Raw genomic sequence first — 25,486 nt, 5'->3', positions numbered from 1 at the left:
GAAGAAATGGTAAATTTGGTTCCGTACAAAAAAGATCCAAATAAAGAAGACGCTCTTAAAAAACTTAAATTTCTTGTGCCCGGATTGACGAAAACAATGAGTAAAGAGTTCGAAGAGGAGATAAATTCGATTCCGGAATATATTAAAAATCATTGTGAAATGATTATGCATGGAATAATTAATATCGGAGGTCTGCAGAAAAAGAAGACAAGAAGAACCAAAGAAGGAACAGTGCTTACTACTGTGGTGCCTACTCCAGAAGAAGAGTTTGAAACTGAAATGGATGCATTAATGAAAAAAATAGAATCCGGAGAGCTTAAAGGCGATGAAATTATTGCGGAAAATATAGTAAATGTTATGTATTCAAGCCTTGTAGGAGCCGAATCGCCTAAAAGAATATTAGAAATTACTTTTAATTATGTAACCAAAAAGAACAATCCAAATTTGACAAATCTCTTCACAGGTTCAGTTTACAAAATATTTTTTGAAAAAGTTATTGTAGCAGAATATTATAAATATCCGCGCATATATAATCAAAAATATTTAGGATGTTATGAAATATTTGATGGTATTATTAAAGCTAATACAGATATAGAATTCAAGAAAGAAGACGCATGGCAGTTTTTAGAATTCAAGAAAGAATATGCATGGCAGTTTTATAGAGTGACTAGCAAGTGGATAAAAGACGTTAAACTAGATATTACTGATTACTTGGAAAGAGTAGAAAAATATTTGCTTTCATTTGAAAGACCTGTTTCAGAAATAGAGCAAATAAATGAAATAATATCTTTCATAAGGAAACAAGAGGACGAAAACATTGGAGAGAATTTAGTTCAAGACAAATCCCCAGCCCTTAACAAAGATGCCATCATCCCTTCAAAAAATGATGTAATTAAAAAATCAGGTACTAGTAAAACTTCTGCCGATCCAGATAGCGTGGCAGGCACAAAAACTGCGGTGAAGAGTCTTGAAATTAGCGTAAGAGCTATTCTTAAAGAGGCAGAGCCGTTAAAAGGCGACGAGCTTGTTGAAAAGATTTATTCCGCTTTGGATATCTTGGAACTTTTTAAAACCGAAGGCAAAGTGGGAGAAACCGCAGATGCGACAACAAAAAGAATAAAAGAAATCTATATTAAACCTCTAATTGAAAATCCACAGGATTCGGAAGTGTTTGCGGAATCCATAAAAGGGCTTTTTGATTTAGCTGAAAATACGCTGAAGCAACCGGAACGCAAAGAGCTTGTAGGCCTGATATTGGAATATTTAACCGAAAAAGCCAATAGAAAAAACCTTCTTGATGCCTTTAACACAATACATGAAAAATTCTCTAAATACCCAAAAGTAAAAGGCAATCCGGTCATAGACGCTAAAGATTTAGAACCTTTTTTAAAACAAGGCTCATTCCTTGGCGTTTTAGATGCTTTGAGCCAGATATTTACCCTTAAATATTTGATACCAAAAGGATTTAATCCGGATATTGCAAGAACGATTGCTGTTCTTATTAAAGTACAATTATTTGATAAATTTAACACAAGTATTGAAGACTATTTGAATAAGCTAAGTGTTGAAAAACTTTCTTCTCTTGGCTTACAAAGATTCAATGGAAAATTTATAGTTTCTGTAGTTCCTGGCGATCTTTTGGAAGGATATCTTGTAAGGGTTCGTGATGACGCGCCAAATCAGTTAAAAATTGAAATTGCCGAATCAGTTTTTATATTCGGGATAAAAAGAGCTCCGGCTGAAGCTCAAGAAATGCTTTTAGAAATAGTTGCTGATTACGCGCTAGCAAAATATGAAAATGATATCAAACATCCCGGAACAGCGTTCCTGACTTTTTCTGAATTTGCATCCAATCACCCGAAATACAAAGAATATGCTGAGAATAATTTTTCTGACGAAATAATTAAAAGTTTAGATAACGTAATAAAACCTTTGCAAGAAAGGCGAGAAAACATTTCTAAAACATTTTCAGACTGGAAAAAGGATACGGATGAAGTACTAAATGAAATTGAGGCTTTCCTTACTAGACTTGAAGAGCTATACAAAAAACTTAGAGGGGTAGCTGTGTTAGTTACGGAGGACCAAAGTTATTCGCTTATGCTGCGTCTTTTTGAAGGGATTCATCATGTTGTTGGCCTTCCTCACCCATTTTTAAAAGAATATTCTAATCCGGCTCAAGAACAAAGGGCTATAAAATTAAAAGAAAGGCTTGGGAAGTTATGGACAAGGCTAGGCGAGCTAATGGAACAAAGACAGCAGCAGAAAGTAATTTGGCTTATTTCTAAAGGAAGTTCCATGGAGAAATTTGCTCCAAAAAAATTGTCCCATGTAATATTCAATTCAAAAAGCAACGCTGAAGTAGAGACATTTAGTAATGAAGATTCAGGCCCTTACGATGATGAAATCTGGCCGCCTTATCTTAGTACCGGTCGGTTGAAAATACTTCTAGAGAGTTTCCAGCTCAAGCTTGGGGACGACGGCCAAATTGCTCTGCCGTCATCCGGAATCGGCAAATTAACACCTAAAATACTTACAAGACTGTATGAAAAAGCTAAAGCAAATGATCCGATTGAAAGGCTTAACTATTGGGTGAAGTTAGAAAATAAACTAATATCAAAAGATCAGTATTTGTATGAGTTGGCAAAAGAGCTTAAAGAATACGATGTTGACAATAGAGACTCAGATAAGTCTTTTTCCGAATTTAGTGAATTCAAAAAAGATATTATTCAAGCATTAACCGTTTTTACTTTTAAAGAAAACTGGGCAGCAAAACGCGCTAAAGCCCTTGATATGAGCGCAAAAGGGTGGGGCGGTCAAATAAAGTATATAAAAGATAAACTGCAGATAAGCGATGATTCAATGCCGTCCGAATTTGCGATGCGGTTAATTTCTTTAAATATTCCTCTTGATATTTTGAAGCAAGTTGTTGATGGAGATATTCGTCCGGGCGAACTTTACAGGCCTATAGGAAAAGAATTTCAGGATAGAGGCGCTATAAGGACATTCGCGGTGGCAGGCGGAACAGTTACAAAGTGGGAGAACAGCACTGAACTAGCCAATGAAAAGGGGTGGCTTAACGATTTTGAAATTAAGAGCAGGCATAAGCCGAGGTCCTTGGCTGTTTATTACGACAAAAAAGAAAAATCTAGCACGGGTCTTGCATTTTTATTAGAACATGTTGGAAAAATAAAGAATGGAAAACTTGCTATAGTCTTAAGCCCGTTCACTTTTGATGAAATGATGACTGATATATGGGAAAATATTCAAAGAAACGGAAAGCCAATAAATCTTCAGCCAATTCTTAAAAACAGCGGTTTTGCCCTTCTTCCCGGCAGAGTAAATAAAGAAACGGGATTCATTAATTTCTTCGGGTCAAAAGCTGAAGTACCTTTAGGGCACGGTAATGTTAGGGGTTGGAGTCTGGATATTATTACTGAGGCTCTGAAGCAGGGCGTTATATTTGATGTAACGCGTTCTGCGGATAATCCGTTTGCTCAGCAAGATTCGCTTCAAATCCTTGAAATTATCGGGCGAATGTCTAAAGAAAACTTGGCACATGTTGCGGTAGGGGAGTGGAGAAAGATCGGTAAAAAAGGCGGTGTATTTTTAAAGCTTGGCGGGGTGAATAATGTAAACGACACGAATATTTCAAAAGAAGAAAACAGCAGGGGCTTCATGCCTGACCGTGACGGAAGTATTTTTTCGTGTTTTGTTAATGTTATAAATAACGCAGCTTTGCTTTATGCTATCAGCGAAGGGATAAAAGTAGATGGTGATACGTTAATAACTTGGAAACAAGTAGAAGATATAACAACAGGAAATGCTAAAGAACTTGATGCATTAAAAAATAGACTAGAAAAACTTACGGAAAATGATATGACAAAGATTACGCTAAATTTTGATAAGCTTTTGCCTAAAGAGTTTATAGATAAGCGCGAAGATGGTATAGGGATACAGTGGGAACAAATCAGCGGAATGCTGCATGGATATATTCCCCAGGCAATAAGAGCAAGGCAGGGAAGGGAAAGCATTGCTAAGTCCAAAAAGCTGAACCTGGCTTATGTTGCTGAAAGTCTAAACGAGTATCTGGTTTTAAAAGAAAAAGACATGGCCTATGATTTTCCGCTTTTCAAAGAAGCGATATACTGGACCCAGATTATAAATGATAGGGAAACAGTCTGGGGAATAATGAATCAGATAAAATCAGTAACCCTACTGCAAAACATACCGTTACTTATTACGCCTGCAAGAATGAAAGCAGTTATCGCGGGTTTAAAAGCCGATTTAAAAGCTGATCCGCTCAAGAAAAAAATGGAACGTTATGAAAAATATGCTAAAGAAAAAGCAAAAGACTGTGGGGTTTCTTTGGATAATGTTATGGAAATAAAAGATGTGCCGGATTTATTTTACAATCAAATTGTTCAAGACGAAATAAAAATTATTGAAACTGTAAACCAAAAGGAAACGGGGGTAAATTTTGAAATTTCGATTAGACAATTTATGTATTTAGTTGTTTCTGAAGTTTTCCGGCAGGCAGCGCAGGAAGAAGACATCACTAATTTTAATACATATATTTCAAAATTTCCGGCTAATGTGCAGGCTAAAGTTAATAAAGTAACGAGATGGATTAGTAATAGTAGCGGTAGAATCATTGGGGAAATATCCGAACTTCTTTTAAATAGCCTTAAGGCCATTTCAGATAATCTAGAGAATTCTCCTTCACTTTTTAAAACTGCAGGAGATATTGCTGAGAGTGTTTTGCCCCGCATTACTAAATTGCTTCTAAAAGCAGTGAATGTTTTAAGCCTAAAAATAGATTCAGTGCCGTTAATAGAAGAATTGTTTTCAAGCATAGAAATAGAGAAGCAAAAAATGAAAGCTTGGGATTTAGGCGATTCCATGCTTGTTACCCGCGATAGCATTATTGCCCGTGCCGAAACATTTTGTAAAACATATTCTGGGGATCAACGAGAAGATATTCGTAAATGGCTTTTTAGCAAAGAACAAGAAAATATTAAACCGGAAACGGTCAAGAATAAAAAAGAATTTCTTGATCTGTATAATGACGATACTTTTATGATTCAAATCAGAGAAAATCTGCGGAAAATAATCGAAGAAAAATACAAGAAATTATCTAACAGAAACATTCTGGAATTGTTTTATGATGACAAAATCTATGGAAATAAAGTTCGGGAAATCTTATGGAAAATAGTCGGAAAAAAACAAGAAGATATATCTAAGGAAAAATTATTGGAATTATGGGATAAAGAAAAATTTCTAGATAAATATCGGGACGATCGGCTGATAGAGGTAATTCCAGCGGAAGAAATCAAAAAGAAAATGTTAGAAGATGAATTTGCGGTAATATTTGCTTGGGTTGCACTTGATTGGGCTCCCGATATGGAAAATATTAATGACGGAGGTTGGCTAAGGAGTCATTTGCCTGAACTGCGAGAAGAGGTAGGGAAAAAGAGAGATTGGATTAACGAAACAAATACAAAAAACGCAGATTCAATTGCAAATATTATTAAAGCAGTACTTCAATCTTTAGGGCTCCAAAATAATAAAGGATTAGTGGAAGAAGCGGATTGGATAGCTAGATCTTTAATGAGCGATATTGAAAAATTCTTTCATAAAGCAGTTAACCTTGATGGTTTACGGAATGTAAACAAAGCTCTTCTTATGCAAACGGGCAGAAGTGATGAGATTGAAGATAATTTTAAAAATAGGATAAATTCCTTATTAAAGATGGTGGTTTCCGGAAGTTTAAATAAGGAAGCTCTTCCACTGGAAGTGGCAAATCTTATGCACGAAAGTTATCGAACTTTTCGAAAAAATCTTTTAGAACCGGAAGATGCGCTGCAAAAAATATTTGAAATATCCTCAAGATTTGCGGAGAAAAATTCTGAATTTGAAAAAATCCTTATTAATAATCCTGTTTACAAATTATTTTTTAACTTATTATTATCTGATACTGCCTATAAAGCTGACATTAAATTGGGCGATTTTGATTTTATCACTGATATTTTTGAAAAAATCATAAGTTCAAATGTTGGTTTAAATAGTCTAAATCGAAAATTAGAATTTGCCGTACAATTATTTCAAATAAATATTCCGATTTTTCAGCAAATGCAAATGACTGAGGATGTTTGTCTGGGTTGCTTGGGCTTGGACAAATTTTTGAGTAAGAAAATAGAAAATAGTAATTCATCCGAAGAGGTAAAAAAGCAGCAAAAATATGAAAAAAACGAAATAATTAGATGCTTAATTGAGCAATTAGAATTCGGTGAGGGAATTTTGGTACGAAATTCTTCTTTTGATTTGGCACTTAAATGCATTAACGGGGAAGAAGGCAGCGAAATAATCTTCACGGGGGATTATGCGAAAGCTTTTATTGAAATCCTAAAAGAAGAAGAGATTAGCGAAGAAATCCAAAATAAGCTTGGCGCTGAAGAAGGAAACATTATTATAAAAGCTGAAGATGCTGTCTTCTTAGCTGCAAACTTTGCAAAAAAATACAATCTTGAATTAATGGATAAAAAAGTAGATGCTGAAAAAAGAAAAATAGAATTTGTCGCAATTTTTGCAGCAATATATGTTGCGCCGTTTTCTGCAGATGAGACTCAATTATTCTTGAAAGGAGAGAAAGCGGTTAAAAGCGAGCATATTATTGATGTGCTTGATATTGTTAATAAGGCTTGTGGTGGACAGTTAGAATTATATAAGTCTTTAATGGATGTAGCCACAAAAGCTGTTTCTGTCTTTGAAGAAGGTTTAAAATTCGTCCTTGGTACAAAACAAGAAGATAAAGAAAAAGTTTCAATTATAAGCTTGCAGAAAAAGCATCATGAGTGGAATAAAAAGATTCTAGTCAAAAATTGGGACCAAATTCGTAAAAGCATTGAAAATAATTTACCTCCTTTTTCAGGATTAGCTGTTTTGTCCTTGCAAAGAAGCCAGCAAGATATTAAAAATGATATTATTCAAGGAGTATTTGATAAGTATTGGGAGAATATTTTTGGCGAACAAAAACCGCTTGATGTTAACAGTCTTTCTGAGATATGGAATGAATGCAAAAATAAAGGATTATCTGATGGATACAGCATAGCAGTTTTGTTCGGGATAATCAGCGGACATATAGACGGGAAACCAGAAATGCTTGACCGATTTCTTTCGGAAATATTCAAGAAAATCAAAAAGCCTGAACAAATGAAAGAATTTATTAGAGATCTGATTAATGGGCTTGATTACACAAACGTCAAATTCGCGAAAATTGATTTGGAAAAAATGCCTGATATGCTCACGATACTTGAAAAAGATATTATCAATCTAGCAGAAAAGCGCAAAAATAAAAAATTGGTTAGTGGCGCAATAGAATCTTTAATAGAAAATGCAAAATATAACAATTTCAATCCTGAAAAAGCCGCGCAGATGGTTGAAGATATTGAAAGAACTATTATTGATAAGAAAATAAGAGGGTTATATGGTAATTTGGGGAAGGGAAATACCTTGCCAGTTTTGAAATCCTCTCTTAAAGTTGTTTTAGATTGTTTCCGAGATAAAAAGACAATTACTCTTCCGATAGAGTATTTGAGGGCATTTTTTGAAATATTGAAAAAAGACGGGGTAAATAAAGGTATTCTTTTGGATAGCAAATATATCTTAATAAAATCTGATTGTGCAGCTGAACTTGCTAAAAACTTTGCAAAGCAAAACGGGCTTGATTTGACGGACGAAAAAATTAATCCGGCAAGGGCAGAACAGGAACTGGCGGCAATCTTCACCGCTAGATATTATGCCCCTTTTACTTCTTATGAAACTAAGATGCTTAAGAATAAGGAAAAGTTTGTGCAATTACACCATAATGAATTTATGGACGTTGTTTTGAATACTTTTAAGGGCCAGATTAAACCTTTTATAGATTTAGTCAACGCCCTTCAGCTTAAAGCCATAAAAACAGCGGTTGGTGATTTGCATTTAAAAGCAGCAAAGAATAAGGAAAATTTAACAGAAGAACAAAAATTACAGATTGAACACAGTGAATGGAACAAAAAAGTTATTGTCGGCAAGACTTTGGCGATAAACGAGAAAGGCGAAAACAAGGAAGTACTTGGGTGGAACTGGATAAAGAAAAATATTGAATCCGATATATATCCTTTTTGGGGATTAGCGGTTTTGACTCTGCCGGAAGAGAGTAATTCTTCAGAATCACTTTATAATATTATCAGTAATTCCTTGAGTATTAATGGCGTGGATACGAGAAATGGATTTTTAATAATTAATACTGAAACTAAACTGATGATAAATATATTAACAGAAGTAATAAAAAATATTTCAAACTTAGAAAATGCTCAAGAAAAAGAAACTGGCGAAAATTATGTTTTATTTTATGATAAGAATGCTTTTGAAATAATTTTCTTTGACTTTTTTGTTAAGGATACACAAATTGAAAATATGAATATTCAGGAAGAACTTACTGCTAAATATGAAAATTACATAGACAATCTTCTTACAATCTATAGTTCAATTAATAATAATAAAGAATTGGAAAATCTTAATAAAAATATATGGGTAAGTTCAACATGGGGCTTTAAAGAAGCGATTTTTAAATTAGTAAAAATATTAATTCGAAAAGATATTATGAGTCTAGAAAAATTTAGTAGTTTAGTAAGCAAAAATCATTTAGATTTTGCAGTTAGTATGGAAAGTCTGAAAATAACAGATGAGGAAAGGCAAGAGTTAATGGAAGGAAAAGTGAGGGCAACTTTGCTCAAAAATTATAATGATTATATGGCTGCTTCAAATAATGTTTCAATGGCACTGTTTTCTACTTTTATAGATCATGTAAAGTCTAAAGTGAAAACAAGAAAGAAAGAAGCGATTATTACTGGAGTTAATAAAGAAGTAATTGCGGATTCTTTAATTGAAATATTAGATGCAATATCTGCTGAGCATTCCGAAAAACTAACGATAGGAGAATTTGCTAAATTTCTTAATTATGGCTTTCAAAAAGACTTTGAATTTGCAAAAAAAGATACTACTATCGATAATTATTTGTCAATAATTATAGAAATTTATTTCAAAATTAAAGAACGGCTGAAAGTTAGTGCGAATCAAACTGATAATAATCAAAATAAATTAAAAATTATAATGAATTTTCAAAATGGACTTGAAGCTGCAATTATTGCATTTATAAACAACGCAGAATTACCTCAAGACCAAAAAGATCAATTAAATAATGAAATATCTGCTAAGCTCAAACAAGATTCAAATTTAGCCACTTCAATAGCTTCGGTTGAAAAAGCGGCAAAAGACTTTACCGGGTGGAGATGCATGAAAGCCTGGGAGACGGGAAAAAAATTATTCAATCAATTAACGCAGTCGCCTGAATGGAAGAAAGGAGGTAAAGAAATATTTTATAAGCGCCTGGAAGAATTTAAAAAAACTTATGATTTAACTTATCTTACTAATTTTAAATTAAGTCATAAGAAAAAGGGGATATTTCAAGAATTATTGAATGCGGATAATAAAAACGGTTTAGCGTATTTTGCGCTTTACGCAACTCTTGATACTGCTGTAAAGAATGAGAAATTTGCGCTTGCTTTTGGGCGTGAATCTTCAGGGCTTAAGAAATTGGCTGCGAAACACCCGGGAATTTTCCAGGAATATGTAACAGATGCGGTTAAAAATATTCGCACAACAGCAAAAAATGCATCTAGTAAATTTTATTTCTTTTTTAATATCGGACAAGGCTTTTTGAAAAAATATATAAAGATTCTCAATAATCGTAAAAGAAAAAAAGGATTTTATGATTATTTAATATCTACTATGGTTGGTCATTATTCGAACAATATCGGATACTGGCTCGGATTATCGGATGGGCTTTTAACTTCTTTCATGAATAATGAAGATTCAGAAATTAATACGATAAAACAAGCGTTAGATACATCAATTAAGTTGCATAATTTTAGTGATGATGTTTTTAATATTTTGTATTCATGGTATCCACAATATCTTGATAAAAATCAATATTATAACCAAGACGCTTTTTATAACAATTTTGTTTATATTCATCGTCCTAGTGATGGATCCGTTTTTATTTATCCTGTTAGAGAAAGTGGCCGTAATTTTATTTATCTTTTGAAAAAGTTTCGTTTAGCTGGAATTGTTATAGATGTTGACGCTGAGAAAGATTGTATTTTCTTAACAAAAGAACAATTTAATCAAGATTACATAAGCAAATTCAGAATTTTATTTGAAAAATTGAATAAATTTAAAGATTTTGATTGGATTGACAAAAGTGTATCCGGGCAGTTTATTCCAGCTCTTGCGGAAATGGAGCTCAGATTTATCAATTTAGTGAAATACTACAATGGCTTTAAAATAGTTTATCACTACCCTTCTCAGAAACGAGATTATAATCGACCTTTATTCGAAACCATTTTGGAAAATATTTATATTTATTCCGCGTCATTTGACCAAATGTGCGACTATATTGAAATGATCAATAATATGTTTGAGAAAGAATTCGGTTATCGCCCTCATACGGATATTATTAACATGATTTTCACCGTAACAAACTTAACTAGACAAGAAGTGAAAAATGAAGCAGAAGATAACATGAAAAGAATACGGAAAAATCTGGACAATATGCAAAAAGACTTAGTTTCTTTTGCCAAATCAAATATTAATATTCTTGATAAAAAATCCCAGGCAGTCTTTGATGAATTTATTAAAAGCATGAGAGAACAATTTGCGGAAACTTTAGTTTTATATCACGGTGATAATCCTATAGATAAAGAACAGCGTTTTCGCATAACGAGTAAATATTTCAATAGGATGAAATATGCTTTTAACTCATACATGTTATATTTTTTGTATCAAAAAAAGAATAAGAAAGAATTATTTATGAATGAATGCGATGCGGCAGTTTTTAATGATTCTCTTGATAAGGTAATTCAAGATGCATTTAAAAAAGATATTGATAATATAAGCGGACTTTCTTTTGTTAATGAATCATTTTCAAATAATGATGTTAATGATTTTATAAAAAATGAATTAATCCGGAAATTTCCTAATTATGCAGCCGAGATTAATGATGATATCGCAAAAAAAATAGTTTTCAGCGGCCTGCTTGAAAGGCAAAAGACCAATATGTCTAGAATAGTTAGTCTTACAAAGAATTTCAAGAATTTAATTTCTGAGATTAAGAATGAAATAAATTTGTCCAAGAAAAAACTGACTTTTGACGATATTTTAAACACAATAATCCAGAAAAGGGCAATGAAAAAAAATGTATACTCAACTTCGGCAAGCGATTATCTAGCAACCTCCCTAGCCTCGGTTGAACAGGCAGCAAAAGACTTTACCGGGCGAAAAGGTGCCAAGGCAAGGGAAACCGGCAAAAAGCTGTTTAATCAAGTAAATGAGTTGTCAAAAAGTCGGGTAGAAAAAGCTGTCAGGGATCAGGAGAAATTTAAGAATTCTTTTTTCGAAGCAAGGGGAATGGAAGGGGAGTCTGATTCGGAAAAAGATATTATTTGGAATCAATACAAAATCGCAATGGCGAAGCAATTATCAGAAGAGAACGAAGACCTATTTAGAAGGCGTTTGGAGGAATTTAAAAACACTTATCTAAACAGTATTAAACTTAGTGATGAAGAAAGAAAAATATTTGAGGAGAAAATCAATTCGGAAGAAAATGCTTTAGCATATTTTGCGCTTTATGCAACTTTAGAAGTTGCCCGCAAGAAAGAGAAATTTGCTATTGCATATGGAAACATTCAAAAAGTAATTGATAAACATCCGAAAGATTTCAGCGGATATGTATTATCAACTGTTTTAAGTATTCGGTCGTTAGCAAAAGAAGGTTTGTCAGGCTTGTCAAAATTATTTTACTATCTCAGAGATACTATGGAAATGCATTTTTGGCACAATGTAAGATTTTGGCTGGGATTAGCAGAATTTCCTTTGACTGAAAAGCCGGTTGAGATAAAAGCTTCAAATGGACAAACAGCTCACGTTACAGCTGACAGTTTGGAAAAAGCAAGACAAAAAATTATTCAAAAATATGGCGAAGAATGGGTAATACAGAATCCAGCTGAAGCAAAAAAGCTAATTTATGAGCTAGCCAAGAAACGCGCTTACTGGCGGGAAAGAAAGCTTTTCCAGAATTCGGTTTCTTTGAATGAAAAAATAAAAGCGCATGAAAATATAATTAATGATCTAGTTGACGCGAAATATAGCAAAGAGGATGTGAAACAACGTTCTGAATATAAGGCAGAATTAACTCAACAATATGAAAAAGCAGTAAAAAGAGTGAGAGACTTTGCCGAAAGATTTCCAATGGTTATTATACTAATATATATTTTTAGTTCTATAGCTTTACCATTTATTTTAAATTTAATACTAGTCCCAGATTTCTTAAGCCTTTATCTTATTTTTGATTTTATTTTTCTAGTAATACTCGTAAAAAAAATCTATGAACCAATAGAATCTCTCGGTTCAATTTTTGGCCATTGGCTGCAGAATACGTTTCACGTATGGGGTAAAGTTGATTTAATGTCAGGGACTTTAAAAGATAAATCTAAAAAAGTAATAGAGGAAAGCAAAGTATCATTGTTAAAGAAAGAATTAGCAAAAAATAAAATAAATATTGTATCAGAGAAAGACATGGATCTTATATATATAAGCCAGGCAGAAAGATTGGTTAATATAATTAAGAAAAATAACGATTCAAAACGTCCAACTTATATAATTTTTGCCACAGGAAACAGCGTAATTAAGTTTTATAAAGAATTTGTTAGATTGGTGATAATGAACAAGCTGGATATGTCTAATGTTCAATTTTATAATTTGGATGAAGAACTTAATTTAGACGGCGGTAAAAATGATCCCGATAGCTACTGGACATATATGCAAGATAACGTATACAGGCCTCTTCGTGAAGCCGGAATAAAAATAGATGAGACTCAAATCAACTTTTTAAATGCTGACGCGAGAACAATAGAAAACGGTGTTTCCGAATGTGATAGGTTTGAAGAAAAGATAAAAGGTATCAGTTTTGATTATATAATCGGCGGGTTGGGACAAACCGGCCATTTTGCGTTTGATGAGCCTGGAGACGCCAGCAATTTAGATTCAAAAACACGCGTAATTAAGCTTCACGATGAAACGCTAGAATCGTTTAAAAACAAAAAGGTGAAATACGGGATGACAGTGGGCTTAAACATATTGAAGCCTGAAAGAGCGCCGAAAGGAGAAAAAAATGTCGTAATATTTGTGCCTCAGTTAGATAAATTGCCAATTTTGTGGAAAGTGTTTTTCGGCCCCCAAACCACTGCTGTTCCGTCTTCTCAGTTTAGGGACCAGCCTAATGTGGAATGGGCGATACCTGAAAATCTTTTGGTAGTAATGGCTATTTTCAAAACTGTTTTAGACAGTGTTATAAATCAGGGATTTCTTGCGCCTAAAGGATTAAACGGCGCTTGGATACCGGAGTTCGTAAAAAGGAATCTGAATCTTTTTCCTGATGATATCAGCAAAAAGATTCCTACAATCAGGAACAGATTTATAGGTATAGCGTGCAGCAATCAATATAACGAACAGAATTTTGTTTCTTCTCCGGAAATAAGGCATGCAATTGACATTGCTAACATCGGAGGCAAGGTTGATGTGGTTATGCCAATTCCTGAAGGCATGAAAAAAGAAGATTTTATTAATGAAACTATTAGAACGCATTATAAGTTTAATATTGGCAATAAATTATTCAACATATATACAAAAGATTTATTAGGACAAAAAGGCGTTACGGTTTATTACTATGATAACGAAGAAGTTAACATGATTAGGCAAAGGAATTCTAAATTTGAATTTCATCCGGAAAATGTTTTCAAATGGATTTCTGAAATCAGCAAAAGCGATGACGACAAAAGCAAGTTTGTCGCAATAGAAAGTGACATGCCGCTCGATCCGGATTTTGCAAAAGATTCTTTATTCCGCAACACTGTTTTTGTAAGCAGCAAACAAAATGCCGGTTTTGACGTAATAATTACTGACAAAGATGAAAGTATTTATGATTTTATGTGGCAGATAAATGATGTTATTAAAAGAAAACAAAAACCGTTTGTTAAGGCGCTTCCGATACTGTCCGAGACTATAGAAATAAAAGAAAAAATTGACGAAAAGATTACGGATAATCTTTTAAATGAAATTACAAAAAGACACGTCGATACTATCGTATTTTCTGTGAATGCCGCGGTACAGGACTACCTATTAACAGAGCCAAAGGCAATGGATAGCCTAAAGATAGCTGTTCAAAGAGCTCATGAAAAAGGACTAAAAGTGATGATAGATTATAAAGTGGACGATAATAAAGCTTTTGATCAAGCATTTTTTGATAAATTCATGAAAAAAATAAAACCTTGTCTTGACAGGAATGCTAACCTGGATGGAATACGTTTAGATATTTCAAATCTTTCCCAGCTTAAACTGGCTTTGCTAAAAGAAAATAACGTTTTACCTAAACTAAGAGAGATAATACGCAATAAAAGAAGCGATATGTTAGTAGCGGTTATAAACGCCGGAAAAGATAAGGGATTTTTTGATAACAAATTTTACTATGAAAACAACATTTTAAAAGTAGTAAAATATACATTAAGCAGTGAAGATATGGGGAAAATAGATAAGGATGAAATAAAAGATTCATGGATTGAAATATACGTAACAGATAATAACGGCGGATTGATTATCGCGAAAAAAGACCAGACTTTTGAAAATTTTGATAGAGATTGGAAAGAAAAAATTATGAACGCTAAAATTGTAGGTCTTCCTTCGGAATTAATCTCACAGATTTTTAAAAACGCCAGAGATTCAGACAAAGTAATTAATAGCTTTCTAGACCTTCTCGGGAATTTTGTCGAAATGATAACCGAAAAAAGGAAAACTGATCCGGAATACAGGTTTGAAAAAGGCAGAAATAGTGCTTTGAGCCTGGACAAACTGCCAGCGATAGATCCGGCCAAAGCCTTTAAAATACTTGCAAAAGAAAAAACTGGGTTTTTGTCCTTTCTAGGGAAAGAATTGAATAAAGAAATAAACAGCGAGAAATTAGACGGTTTAGAAGCTTCTAAAATTGAGGAACTAAGAGAAATTGAAGCTAAAGGATTCCTGCAGGGTTTTCTAGAAAGAATGATGATTAAAAATCAGACAGGCAACAGGTTTGAAAAAAATGTTGAACATATTTACGCAAATGCTATGGTTAAAGCTAACCTGATAATGTTCAAAGACAATGCAACTGCAACTGAAGTGGTATACAATATACAAGACGCGTTTGAGATTTTGAAAGGAAAATATAATGAGTATGAGCCAAAACGGCTCACAAAATATCAGCAGAACTTATGGTCGGCGGCAAAGAAGGCAGTAGAAGAAAGAAATGCAATGATAAAATCAAATAAGGAGCCTTTTGCGCCGGAAGTGGAAGCCAAATCAAATGAAGCTATAAATATTCTTGCGGAACTTGTTTCTAGTATGGAGATGGAACAAAATCCCGCAATGGCTATAACCAATTTGTTGTATTTGTTTGATATCTATGCTCAACGTGAATTTAAATCAATCAGCGAAAAACTTGAACATGAAGCCTTGAAGAATTTGAAAAAGAATATGGATGCGTTATTGTCTGCGGCATAATCAATTTAGGGGACGTAGTTAGATATTTAGATATTGATTTATGTTATAGTTTTAAATTTTAACTGAATATCGTATTATCTAACTACGTCCCCCAACCTATGACAAGCCGGTTAACGAACAGAAAATATTGAAAGCTTATTTAAGATCTGCAAAAAAATAAAACTAGTTTTAATAGAATTTAAAATTAAAGCCGCTCTTTATTGGGCGGCTTTTCTCATTTCCCTTGTTTAATAAACGGGTTTGAAGAATGATGTTTTTGGAATTTTTTGTGAAAAGGAGGGTTTCGTCTGCGGGAATTCCAGCCGGAGGCAGAACCTTTTGGTTTGCCGAACGAATGCGGGCGGTTTCTTGAAAAAGAAGGCCCGGACGAAAATGAAAAAGTTTCTTTGGGGAGTGCGGGGTGTTCGGCAAGAGGGATAGTTTTTCTCAATAATTTTTCAATAGAGCGCACGTCCCTTCCCTGGTCCGGCGTGGCTAGCGAAATAGCGTGCCCGACCTGGCCGGCTCTGCCGGTACGGCCTATGCGGTGAACATAATTTCCCGGATCATCCGGAAGGTCATAATTAATAACAAGCTCTATTCCCTTAACATCAATTCCTCTTGCGGCAATGTCAGTTGCCACAAGAATTCTATATTTCCCCGATTTGAAACCTGCAAGCGCTTCTTTTCTTTGGGCAAGGGACCGGTCCGAATGAATTTCAGCCGCCCTGTGGTCTTTTTCTCTGAGCATCCTGCTTTTTTTGGAAGCTCCGCGTTTTGTTCTGTTGAAAAGTAAAATAGGGCCGGAATATTTTTTTAACAATTCCAAAAGCAGTTTCTCTTTTAACGCAGAATTAACTACAAATATCTCTTGCGATACTCCTTCCGCGGCTGTTCCTGACGGGGCTATTTCGGTTCGCACAGGGAGTTTCATATGGGATGAAACCATACTGAGAATTTCGGTCGGCATGGTCGCTGAAAAAAGCATTGTCTGCCTGTTCTTGGGCACAACGCGAAGAATCCTTTCAATCTGCGGCGCAAAGCCCATATCCAGCATGCGGTCTGCCTCGTCAAGCACAAGAATGTTTACATCGTCAAGCCGAATTCTTTGCTGGCCTACATGATCCAGCAAACGCCCTGGCGTTGCAACTATTATGCGCGGATTTTTTCTTAAAGCAAGAACCTGCATCATCATAGATTCTCCGCCAATCAAGACAACGGTTTCAATAGCAAATGCCGGAGCAAGTTTTCTTATGGCATCATTCACCTGTATGGCAAGCTCGCGCGTAGGAACCAGTACCAATCCGCGCCCTTTTTTCTGGGCTAACTGCTGTATCATGGGTATGGCAAAGGCTATTGTTTTTCCGGTGCCGGTCTGCGCGATGCCTATTACATCTTTCCCTTCTATAGCTATGGGTATTGCTTTGTATTGAATGGGAGTGGGCGTGGTAAATCCAAGCTTGCTTATTTTGTCTAGCAGGCCGGGAGCTATCCCGAGACCGTAAAAATTATTAGGCAAGTTATTATTCATGGGACACATTATACGTTTATAACTGGAAAAAGTAAACCCCGTTAGAAACAGCGTAACATTAAGAAGAAATAAGGAATATAATAAGACAACGAATTTAGCTTTTCACAGTTTTGGAAATTAAAGTTTGTTTAACTGTTGAAATTAAAGTTTGTTTAACTGTTTCTGATGGGTTTACCCCGTTAGAAACAGCGTAACATTAAGAAGAAATAAGGAATATAATAAGACAATGAATATAGCTTTTCACAGTTTTGGAAATTAAAGTTTGTTTAACTGTTTCTAACGGGGTAAAGCAAAAGTTTTAGAAATTTGCTATAATATTTAAAAGCCTCAAGCGGTTTCCTCTGGTTTTGGCTGAATTTCATAAAGAGAAGATAACTTTCCTTCCAACCCAAAAAATACCAGATAAAGATTAATAATTTCGCATTTGCAAAGCGGTTTATTCATCTAAACCAAAGCTTGAGCTTAACCTTTTTTAAACCCAAATTTTGCGACAGATTGCAAAATTTGTCCCGAAGGGACAGCCCGTTTTCAACGAGCTGGGTTAACCCCGCACCATTAGAAAGGTGCTCAACGAAAATGTTTGCATTATTTTCAACTGTTGTTTCCTTGAAACGCTTCATTTTTCAATGTTTTTGAATGGTGCGGCACTTCGTGCAGATTTTTCTATGAAAAATCTAGGTTAAAACTATGGAACAGAATAAAATACGAAACATCGCTATCATTGCCCATGTTGACCACGGAAAAACTACGCTTGTGGACCAGCTGTTCAAACAATGCGGAATGTTCCGCGATAACCAAATGCTGGAAGAACGGCTGATGGATTCCATGGACCTTGAGCGCGAGCGCGGAATAACAATATCTTCAAAGAACGGTCTTTTTACCTATAAAGACTATTTTGTAAATATCATTGATACGCCAGGGCACGCGGATTTCGGCGGGCAGGTTGAACGAGTATTAAAAATGGCTGACGGGGTTTTGCTGCTGGTTGATGCCGCTGAAGGGCCCATGCCGCAGACCTATTTTGTATTGAAAAAAGCCCTTGCGTTAAACCTCCCTGTTATAGTTGTAATAAATAAGGTAGATAAGCCAACGGCGCGGTGCGAGTGGACAGTTGACCAGGTTCTTGAACTTTTTATTAAGCTTCACGCGCCGGAACATCTTCTTGATTTTCCTCTAGTTTATGCTTCGGCTCGCGACGGCTATGCGATGAACAATTACCGCGAACAGGGAAAATCCATGGAGCCGCTTTACGAAAAAATTATAAATTGCATTCCGGCTCCAAAAGGCGACCCCGAGGGGCCTCTGCAGATGCTTGTCAGTTCAATCGGGTATTCTCCTTTTCTGGGGCGGCTTGCCACCGGAAAAATTACTTCAGGAAAACTCAATATCAATAAAGATGTTGTGGTTGTGGAACGCGGCGGAAAAATAGTTCCTGCCCGCATCACCAAAGTATACCGTTATTATGGAAACCAAATGAAAGAAACTGATATCGCAGGCACAGGAGAAATAGTTGCGGTTGCGGGAATGGATGAAATTACTGTCGGCGAAACTCTGACCGACCCTTTAAACCCGATACCTCTTCCTCCAATGGGAATGGACCCTCCTACGATTACTATGAATTTCATACCGAATGATTCTCCTTTTTCAGGAAAAGAAGGAACCTATGTAACATCCCGCCATCTTCGGGAACGCCTGTTTCGCGAAACTTTGTCCGATATCGCGCTTTTGGTTGAGGACTTGCCTGACGCAGTAGGTTATAAGGTTTCCGGCCGGGGAGAACTTCATCTTTCAATATTGATTGAAAAAATGCGGCGCGAAGGATATGAATTTCAGGTCACACGGCCGCATGCAATTTTTCATGAAAAAGACGGCGTAATTACTGAACCTTATGAGGAACTGATATTAGATATTGAAGAAAAATATCTGGGCAACGTTATCGCAAATGTAAACGGCCGAAAAGGGCGGATGATGGATATGCATCAGGACGGCAATATGGTCCGGCTAAGATTTAAAATTCCAACCCGAGGCCTTTTGGGTTTTAAATCGGATTTTATGACCGATACCCGCGGCACGGGATTAATGAATTATATTTTTCTGGAATACGATGAATATGCCGGAGATATTATAAATAGGATTAACGGGGTGCTTATTGCAATGGAAAAGGGAACGACCGCAGGGTACGCATTGTTCAATTTGCAGGATCGGGGAAAACTTTTTTTGGGGCCCGGTGAAAATGTTTACGGAGGCCAGATTATCGGCGAGCATTCCCGGGAAAACGATTTAGTTGTAAATCCCTGCAAAGGCAAAAAACTTACCAATATGCGGGCTGCCGGGTCCGATGACAATATTATTCTTACACCTGCAGAAAATATGTCCCTTGAAAAATGCATTGCATACATTAATGATGACGAGCTTGTGGAAGTTACTCCCAAATCAATACGCATACGAAAAGCGGAACTTAACGAATTGGTTAGAAAACGCGCTAAAAAAAGTGAGAACAACGCTTCATTATAAAAAAAATATGCGCTAGTACTTGACAAAAGGTGGAAGATAATGTAAAATTTTAACGCAATATAGAAAAACTTAGCATAATTTGGTAAAATATGGAAAATCGAATCCAGCAAAATGAAGTTAAAGAAGTAATGGACATCAAAGAACTCTCCGAATACCTAGGAATAGGCAAATCAAAAATTTATAACCTAATAAGAAACAAAAAAATTCCCGCATCCCGCATAGGCAGGCAATACAGATTTTCAAAAGAAGTTATTGATGCCTGGCTCAAAGAAAAAATAATTACTGTTAAAGAAGAATCTGTAATGCCGTTATTCGGCGAAAATAAAAATATATACGAGAAATGATAGCTTGTTTATTAAATTATCGTTGAGGGCTTGACGAAACAGAATATAAACTGTAGAATATTGGCCGAGAGTGTAATTTATTTGCTCAAAATTAAAAAAAAAGGAGGTGAATAAAGATGGCAGAAAAAGTTGCGAAAGCAGGAGTAAAAAGACAAGACGGTTACCTTTATTTCATCGACAAACAAGGTGATGTGTCAAGAGCAAAAATGGCTCGTGGCGGAAAAAAAGGTGGGAAAACCGAGAAAGTTAAGAAAGTGGGAGTAAAGAAACAGGATGGATATCTCTATTTCTTGGACAAATCAGGTGATGTTTCCCGCGCAAAGATGGTTCGCCGCGGCAAAAAGAAAAAGAAAAAATAATATTTGATTGTCATTGGTCATTGAGGGACCTTAAACATTCAGGGTTTGAACCTCAGGCTATATGAATCAAAAGAATTTCTAAAGAGCCCTTTTCTATTCTGCAAAGTTCAGATAAGGGTTCTTTTAGTTTATATGAGAGACAGTAGTAAGGGGTAAGTGTTAAGTGATAAGAGATAAGGGGTAAGTGGTAAGGGATAAGGATTAAGTTTGAAGCAAAAGAAGGCTTTAGCTTACACCTTACCGCTTACCACTTATAACTATAGTCAGAAAGTTTGACATAAAATCAGCTAATTTGATAAAATCGCTTGTTCTTTTTTTAAGTAATAAAGAAAATTTAACTTGACAATTCTCTCTGCTTGCGGGGTTGTTAATAATATCCCCCTTTGAAAAGGGGGAATAAGGGGGATTTGGGGGCGGACCTGGCGGAGGTTCGTTAATTGTCTTTCTTAATCTAAACCTTAACCTGTTTTATTCTGTTTTTTTAGGCGAGTAGCTCAGTGGAAGAGCACTTCCCTTACAAGGAAGGGGTCGCTGGTTCAAGCCCAGTCTCGCCTATATAGAATTCTCTTAAAATTTCCAGCCGTATAATTAATGAAATAAAAAAATTGGAGGATACGATGTTTTTTCGTTATTTGTCGTTCGTAGTTTTTTGTTTTCTGTGTGGGTCTTTTTCTAATATTTTTGCCGCAGCATTTGAACTTTACGACAAAGGAACGGAAGATATCGTAGACTACTCAAAATACGGAACTTTTATCGGAGCCGGGACAGAAAAATATCAATATAAAATGAGTGATCCTGCCGGATTGAAAGTAGCAGTCGGCGAAGGCATATTTCCAAATGTTGTAAGTATTTTGCGGGACCCGGTATTTAAAAAAGCAAAAAAAGAAGGAAAACTTGAAGGAAGCCAGTGGAATTTTGTAAATACTGACAGTTATCAATATAACTTCTATAAATGGGCAACTGTTCAGGATGATCCGGGTGTAAAATTGTATTATACGGCTCTTGCATTGGAGCGTTCGGGCAATTTAAGGCACGCCATAAAAGCATATTACGCTATTATTGTTCATTTCCCAAAGTCAACCGGTATGACTTACTGGGGAACAATGTGGTATATCGGGCCGGTCGCAGTTGACAGAATAAAATTTTTGATGAGAGAAAATCCCGATCTGGGAGTACATCTGGAAGGAGCATATATAAAGGCTCTAAACAGTTTTGATACAAGAAGAGGAAACGACATATTCCTTATTAATCCCGGCAAAATCGCAATAGGAGCTCCTCAGGAAGAGAAAAAAATAGAATTTGACAAGCTTGAAATAGTAAAGCTTATTGGAAAGGGAGATGTAAAACTGGCGAAATTTTCAAATAAACACTGGCAGTTATTTGTTAATAGCAAACCTTATTATATACGCGGTGTGGCATATTCTCCCAATAAAGTGGGCTTGAGCCCGGATAACGGAACATTGAACCCGTCAAGAGACTGGATGTGGGCGGATTATAATAAAAACGGGATTATTGACGGTCCTTATGAAGCTTTTGTTGACAGAAATAGAAACAATAAACAGGATAAAGACGAAAAGGCTGTAGGCGATTTCAAACTTATGAAAGATTTGGGAGTAAATACTATAAGGCTGTACCATCACGGAGGCTTCAATGACGATCTTCTGATGGAAGGGTATAAAAAGTACGGATTTATGTATCTTATGGGAGATTTTCTTGGCATGTATTGCGCCGGTTCGGGCGCGGAATGGTATTACGGGACTGACTATACCAATACGGAACATCGCCAGAATATGCTTAACAGCGTCAGGCAGATGGTTGAGGAGTACAAGGATAAACCTTATATTTTAATGTGGGTTCTGGGCAATGAAAATAACTACGGCGCTCCGGGCATCCCCGGTAAAAGCGCCGGTTCGGGATGCAGGGCAAAGATTCAGCCGGAAGCCTATTATCAATTCTTAAACGAAGCGGTAAGATTGATCAAAACTTTAGATCCTCAGCAAAGGCCGGTCTCGGTTTGTAACGGAGATTTGCTCTATCTGGATATCTGCGCTGCAAAGGCTCCCGAATTAGATGTATTCGGATGCAATGCTTACAGGGGCGATCAGGGATTCGGAAATCTTTTTTGGGATGTAAAAAATGCTTTTGACAGGCCGGTATTGATAACCGAATACGGATGTTCCTCATCCCATAAATTGTGGGATCAGGTGCGCGCGGAGGCAGCCCAGGCAAAATATCACCGCAGTAACTGGATTGATCTTGAGAATAATTTTGCAGGTAGCGGAGAAGGAAATGCTTTGGGAGGCATTGTTTTTGAATGGGCAGATGAATGGTGGAAAGCCGGGCCCCCGCCGGAATTTTCCCCTTATATTCAGGATAAAATAGGGCAGTTCGGAGCGCCGTTTTTGGACGGCTGGAGCTATGAAGAATTCTTGGGCCTTACAACACAGGGCGATGGCTCACAAAGCCCGTTTTTAAGGCAGATTAGGCCTGCATATTTTGAATATCAAAAATTGTGGAAAAAATACAGATAATTTAATACAATTAAAACACTAAAGTGCGGTAAATTTAACTTGACAATTCCCTGCATCTTGATGCGGGGTAACCAACTAACTTCTCACTTTGAAAAAGGGAGATTGAGAGGGATTTGATGTTATTAAATCTCCCCTCACCCCTCTTTTTCAAAGAGGGGAACATCTTTAAAAAGTGATTGGTAATACTTGACGAATTAAGAAATATTAGGTAAAATTAGACACTAATGGGAAACAAAAACAAAATAACTTTCCTTGCAATTTTTCTGCTGTTTTTTACTGCAGTCTTAGTTTTCTGCGACGAAAAACTTGCCGTCGGATCAGTTGTAATAAAACCTGAATTAACCTTTGATTTTTACAGCCATAAACTTGGTGACGGATGGTCATTTGTCAGGGATGGCTATAAAAGTGTCAATTATAATTATACTTATACATCTTCAAACTCAACAGCGAATGAATGGAAAACTGTTTCGGGCCAAACTCTTCTGCTTGATGTGTCTTTGAAACCGCGTAAAAATTTTTACGCGGATTTTGGATTTAGATTTATAAATAATTACGCTGACAGGTTCTGGCAGCCGATAAACATTGATCACAGGCTTTACGCTGACGGGAAAAGCTATTCCTGGGACAAGGCGGATGTAAAATACAATTTTTCTAGTAAAACCGGATTGCAGTACTTGAGAGGAGTTGGGCACGAGACCTGGAAATACAGCGGGGATTTATTTTCTCTATTTCCCGAGCAGTATGAAACGGAAAGATACCTTCGCCTTGCAGGCTATCCGATTCCAGATGAATGGAAATTGAACGTAGCAACAAGAAAATACGGCAGTTTTCAGCTGATTTATGGGCCTGAGGTAATATGGGATTACAAAAACGGAGTGTACTTAAATTATTCGTTTAATATTCCCAGAGGACTTAAACAAAAACTTCACCTGATTTATAGGGATCATATTATTCCTTACGGAGATCCTGACGAAAGAATGAGATCCGTTGAAGTTAGTTCAAAGTTCAGTATTTCAGAAAATAATGTTGAATTAGGAATATTATATCAGCCTTTCAGGGTAAACAGGGATTATGTGTGCGCTGAAGATGCCGCTCCCGGTACCGGTATAGGCGGTTCAAACTATGATAAGGCAATACGCAAAACAAAAACAGTTGATGCGTTTGGCTATAGCACAAAATTGGATCTGAAGAAAAATGTTGCCTTTGATATGTTGTCTATTCAATATTCTTTTCTAGGCCTTGTCGCGGGAAACAAGCAGGAAATAAAGACTCATATAAACCGAAAACTGCATAAGCAAATGACTTTAGGTTTTGATTACACATACAGAAAGCCTCTGTTAGGGCCTGTCCCTCTTGTGTATGAGAATGTAAACGGAATTCTTGGATCGCCGGTGCTTCAGCCGAGAGGCCCTGAGAGCCCGTTTTGGGTTGGCTGGGGAGATCCCGGGACCGGCGACAACAGGGAAGCAAGTATTTTATCGGCGGTTTTTACATATGACCCTACCTTAGACACTTGGTTTTATAGAAATGATCCCGATAGTATTGATGAATATAACCTAAATCCTAACGAAAATTCCATGTATTCTTTTGCCGCAGTATGCACTTTAACAAGATATCCTACCTCTACTGACCGCCTAATCTATAAAGATGAATTAAATAATATAAAATGGGATGCCGCGGGACTTACCGGCGCCTGGCCTACCGACGGATATCTAAGCGAATTCACTCTTTTAAACAGGTTCAATTTTAAAAGTAAAAAAATTAGAGCGGACTTAAAACTTAGCACTGGTGATTCTTTGGCAACTAACAGTTCCGCATATAATACTGCAACGAGTAAGCCCATAACAAATTATTTTATTTCTAGTCTAACCTTAAAGAAAACTCCCTACTCAGTAAAAGTTGAATATGACCATAACTATTGGGGCCCGGAACTTTGGCTAAGACAATTCGGCGAAACATTTGACAATTTATACAAAATTGATATAAACCGCAGTTTTGGCGAATATATAAGCGCCGGGCTTGGATATACCGGAGCAAAACAAAACGATCGGAAATACGTCGCTCCCGAATTGGGCGATTATGACGAGGTCCATTGTTATTTTGTATTAAAGTTCGGCCCCATAAAAGCTGACTTCAAAGAAAAATCCGCCAGATCTGAACATATATACGGCATAAGACCCAATCTTAGCACTACTCCTCCGCAGGTTTCATTATCACTAACAAATTCTACTTTTTCACCGTCTAACGGCGAAGTTTTGGGAATTCGTCCTTTGGCGATGTCGGTCCAGGATATCTATGAATGGAAAATCATAATAAAAAATTCCAGCGGAATACTGGTAAAAACTTTTTCAGGCGAAGGACAGCCTTCTTCACTTATTGAATGGGACGGCAGGGACGACAATAATCTTAATGCCAGGCAAGACACCTATGTGTTTGAGCTTGAAGCAGTTGACGGATTAGGCAATTCATCATCTACTGAGCCTATTGATGTATATTTGGCTCGGGATGTTAAAACGATAAAATATTAACACAGAATAATTC

The 25,486-nt window shown here is 36.1% G+C and carries 7 protein-coding genes and 1 tRNA gene; 7 read left to right on the top strand and 1 reads right to left on the bottom strand.

The window, feature by feature from the left end; all coding sequences use genetic code 11:
- Positions 1-15 precede the first annotated feature (15 nt).
- The gene (locus NT145_08065; protein ID MCX5782634.1) at positions 16-15,687 is read left to right on the top strand and encodes a hypothetical protein; all 15,672 of its coding nucleotides are present in this window, start codon (positions 16-18) and stop codon (positions 15,685-15,687) included.
- 214 nt (positions 15,688-15,901) lie between these two features.
- On the opposite strand, the gene NT145_08060 is transcribed toward NT145_08065, so the two are convergent.
- The gene (locus tag NT145_08060) at positions 15,902-17,197 is read right to left on the bottom strand and encodes a DEAD/DEAH box helicase (protein ID MCX5782633.1); all 1,296 of its coding nucleotides are present in this window, start codon (positions 17,195-17,197) and stop codon (positions 15,902-15,904) included.
- A gap of 687 nt (positions 17,198-17,884) precedes the next feature.
- Between NT145_08060 and typA the strand changes: the two genes are divergently transcribed.
- The 6 genes from typA (at position 17,885) to NT145_08030 (ending at position 25,473) form a co-directional block, all read left to right on the top strand.
- A complete protein-coding gene (gene typA, locus NT145_08055; protein ID MCX5782632.1) occupies positions 17,885-19,711 on the top strand; it encodes a translational GTPase TypA in 1,827 nt (608 codons plus the stop codon).
- Positions 19,712-19,800: 89 nt separating this feature from the next.
- A complete protein-coding gene (locus NT145_08050; GenBank protein MCX5782631.1) occupies positions 19,801-20,055 on the top strand; it encodes a helix-turn-helix domain-containing protein in 255 nt (84 codons plus the stop codon).
- Positions 20,056-20,171: 116 nt separating this feature from the next.
- Positions 20,172-20,414 (top strand): hypothetical protein, encoded by a 243-nt coding sequence (locus tag NT145_08045; GenBank protein ID MCX5782630.1) that lies wholly within the window; start codon positions 20,172-20,174, stop codon positions 20,412-20,414.
- 483 nt (positions 20,415-20,897) lie between these two features.
- Positions 20,898-20,969, top strand: a tRNA-Val gene (locus NT145_08040).
- Positions 20,970-21,031: 62 nt separating this feature from the next.
- Entirely contained in the window at positions 21,032-22,945 is a 1,914-nt protein-coding gene (locus NT145_08035; protein ID MCX5782629.1) for a hypothetical protein, read from the top strand.
- Between the two features lie 224 nt (positions 22,946-23,169).
- Positions 23,170-25,473, top strand: a complete 2,304-nt coding sequence (locus NT145_08030) for a hypothetical protein (protein MCX5782628.1) — start codon at positions 23,170-23,172, stop codon at positions 25,471-25,473.
- The last annotated feature ends 13 nt before the right edge of the window (positions 25,474-25,486 follow it).

This window comes from Elusimicrobiota bacterium, assembly GCA_026388075.1.
Lineage (GTDB): Bacteria > Elusimicrobiota > Endomicrobiia > Endomicrobiales > JAPLKN01 > JAPLKN01.
The sequence above is the reverse complement of the archived record's forward strand: the minus strand, read 5'-3'. Positions and strand labels throughout refer to the sequence as shown.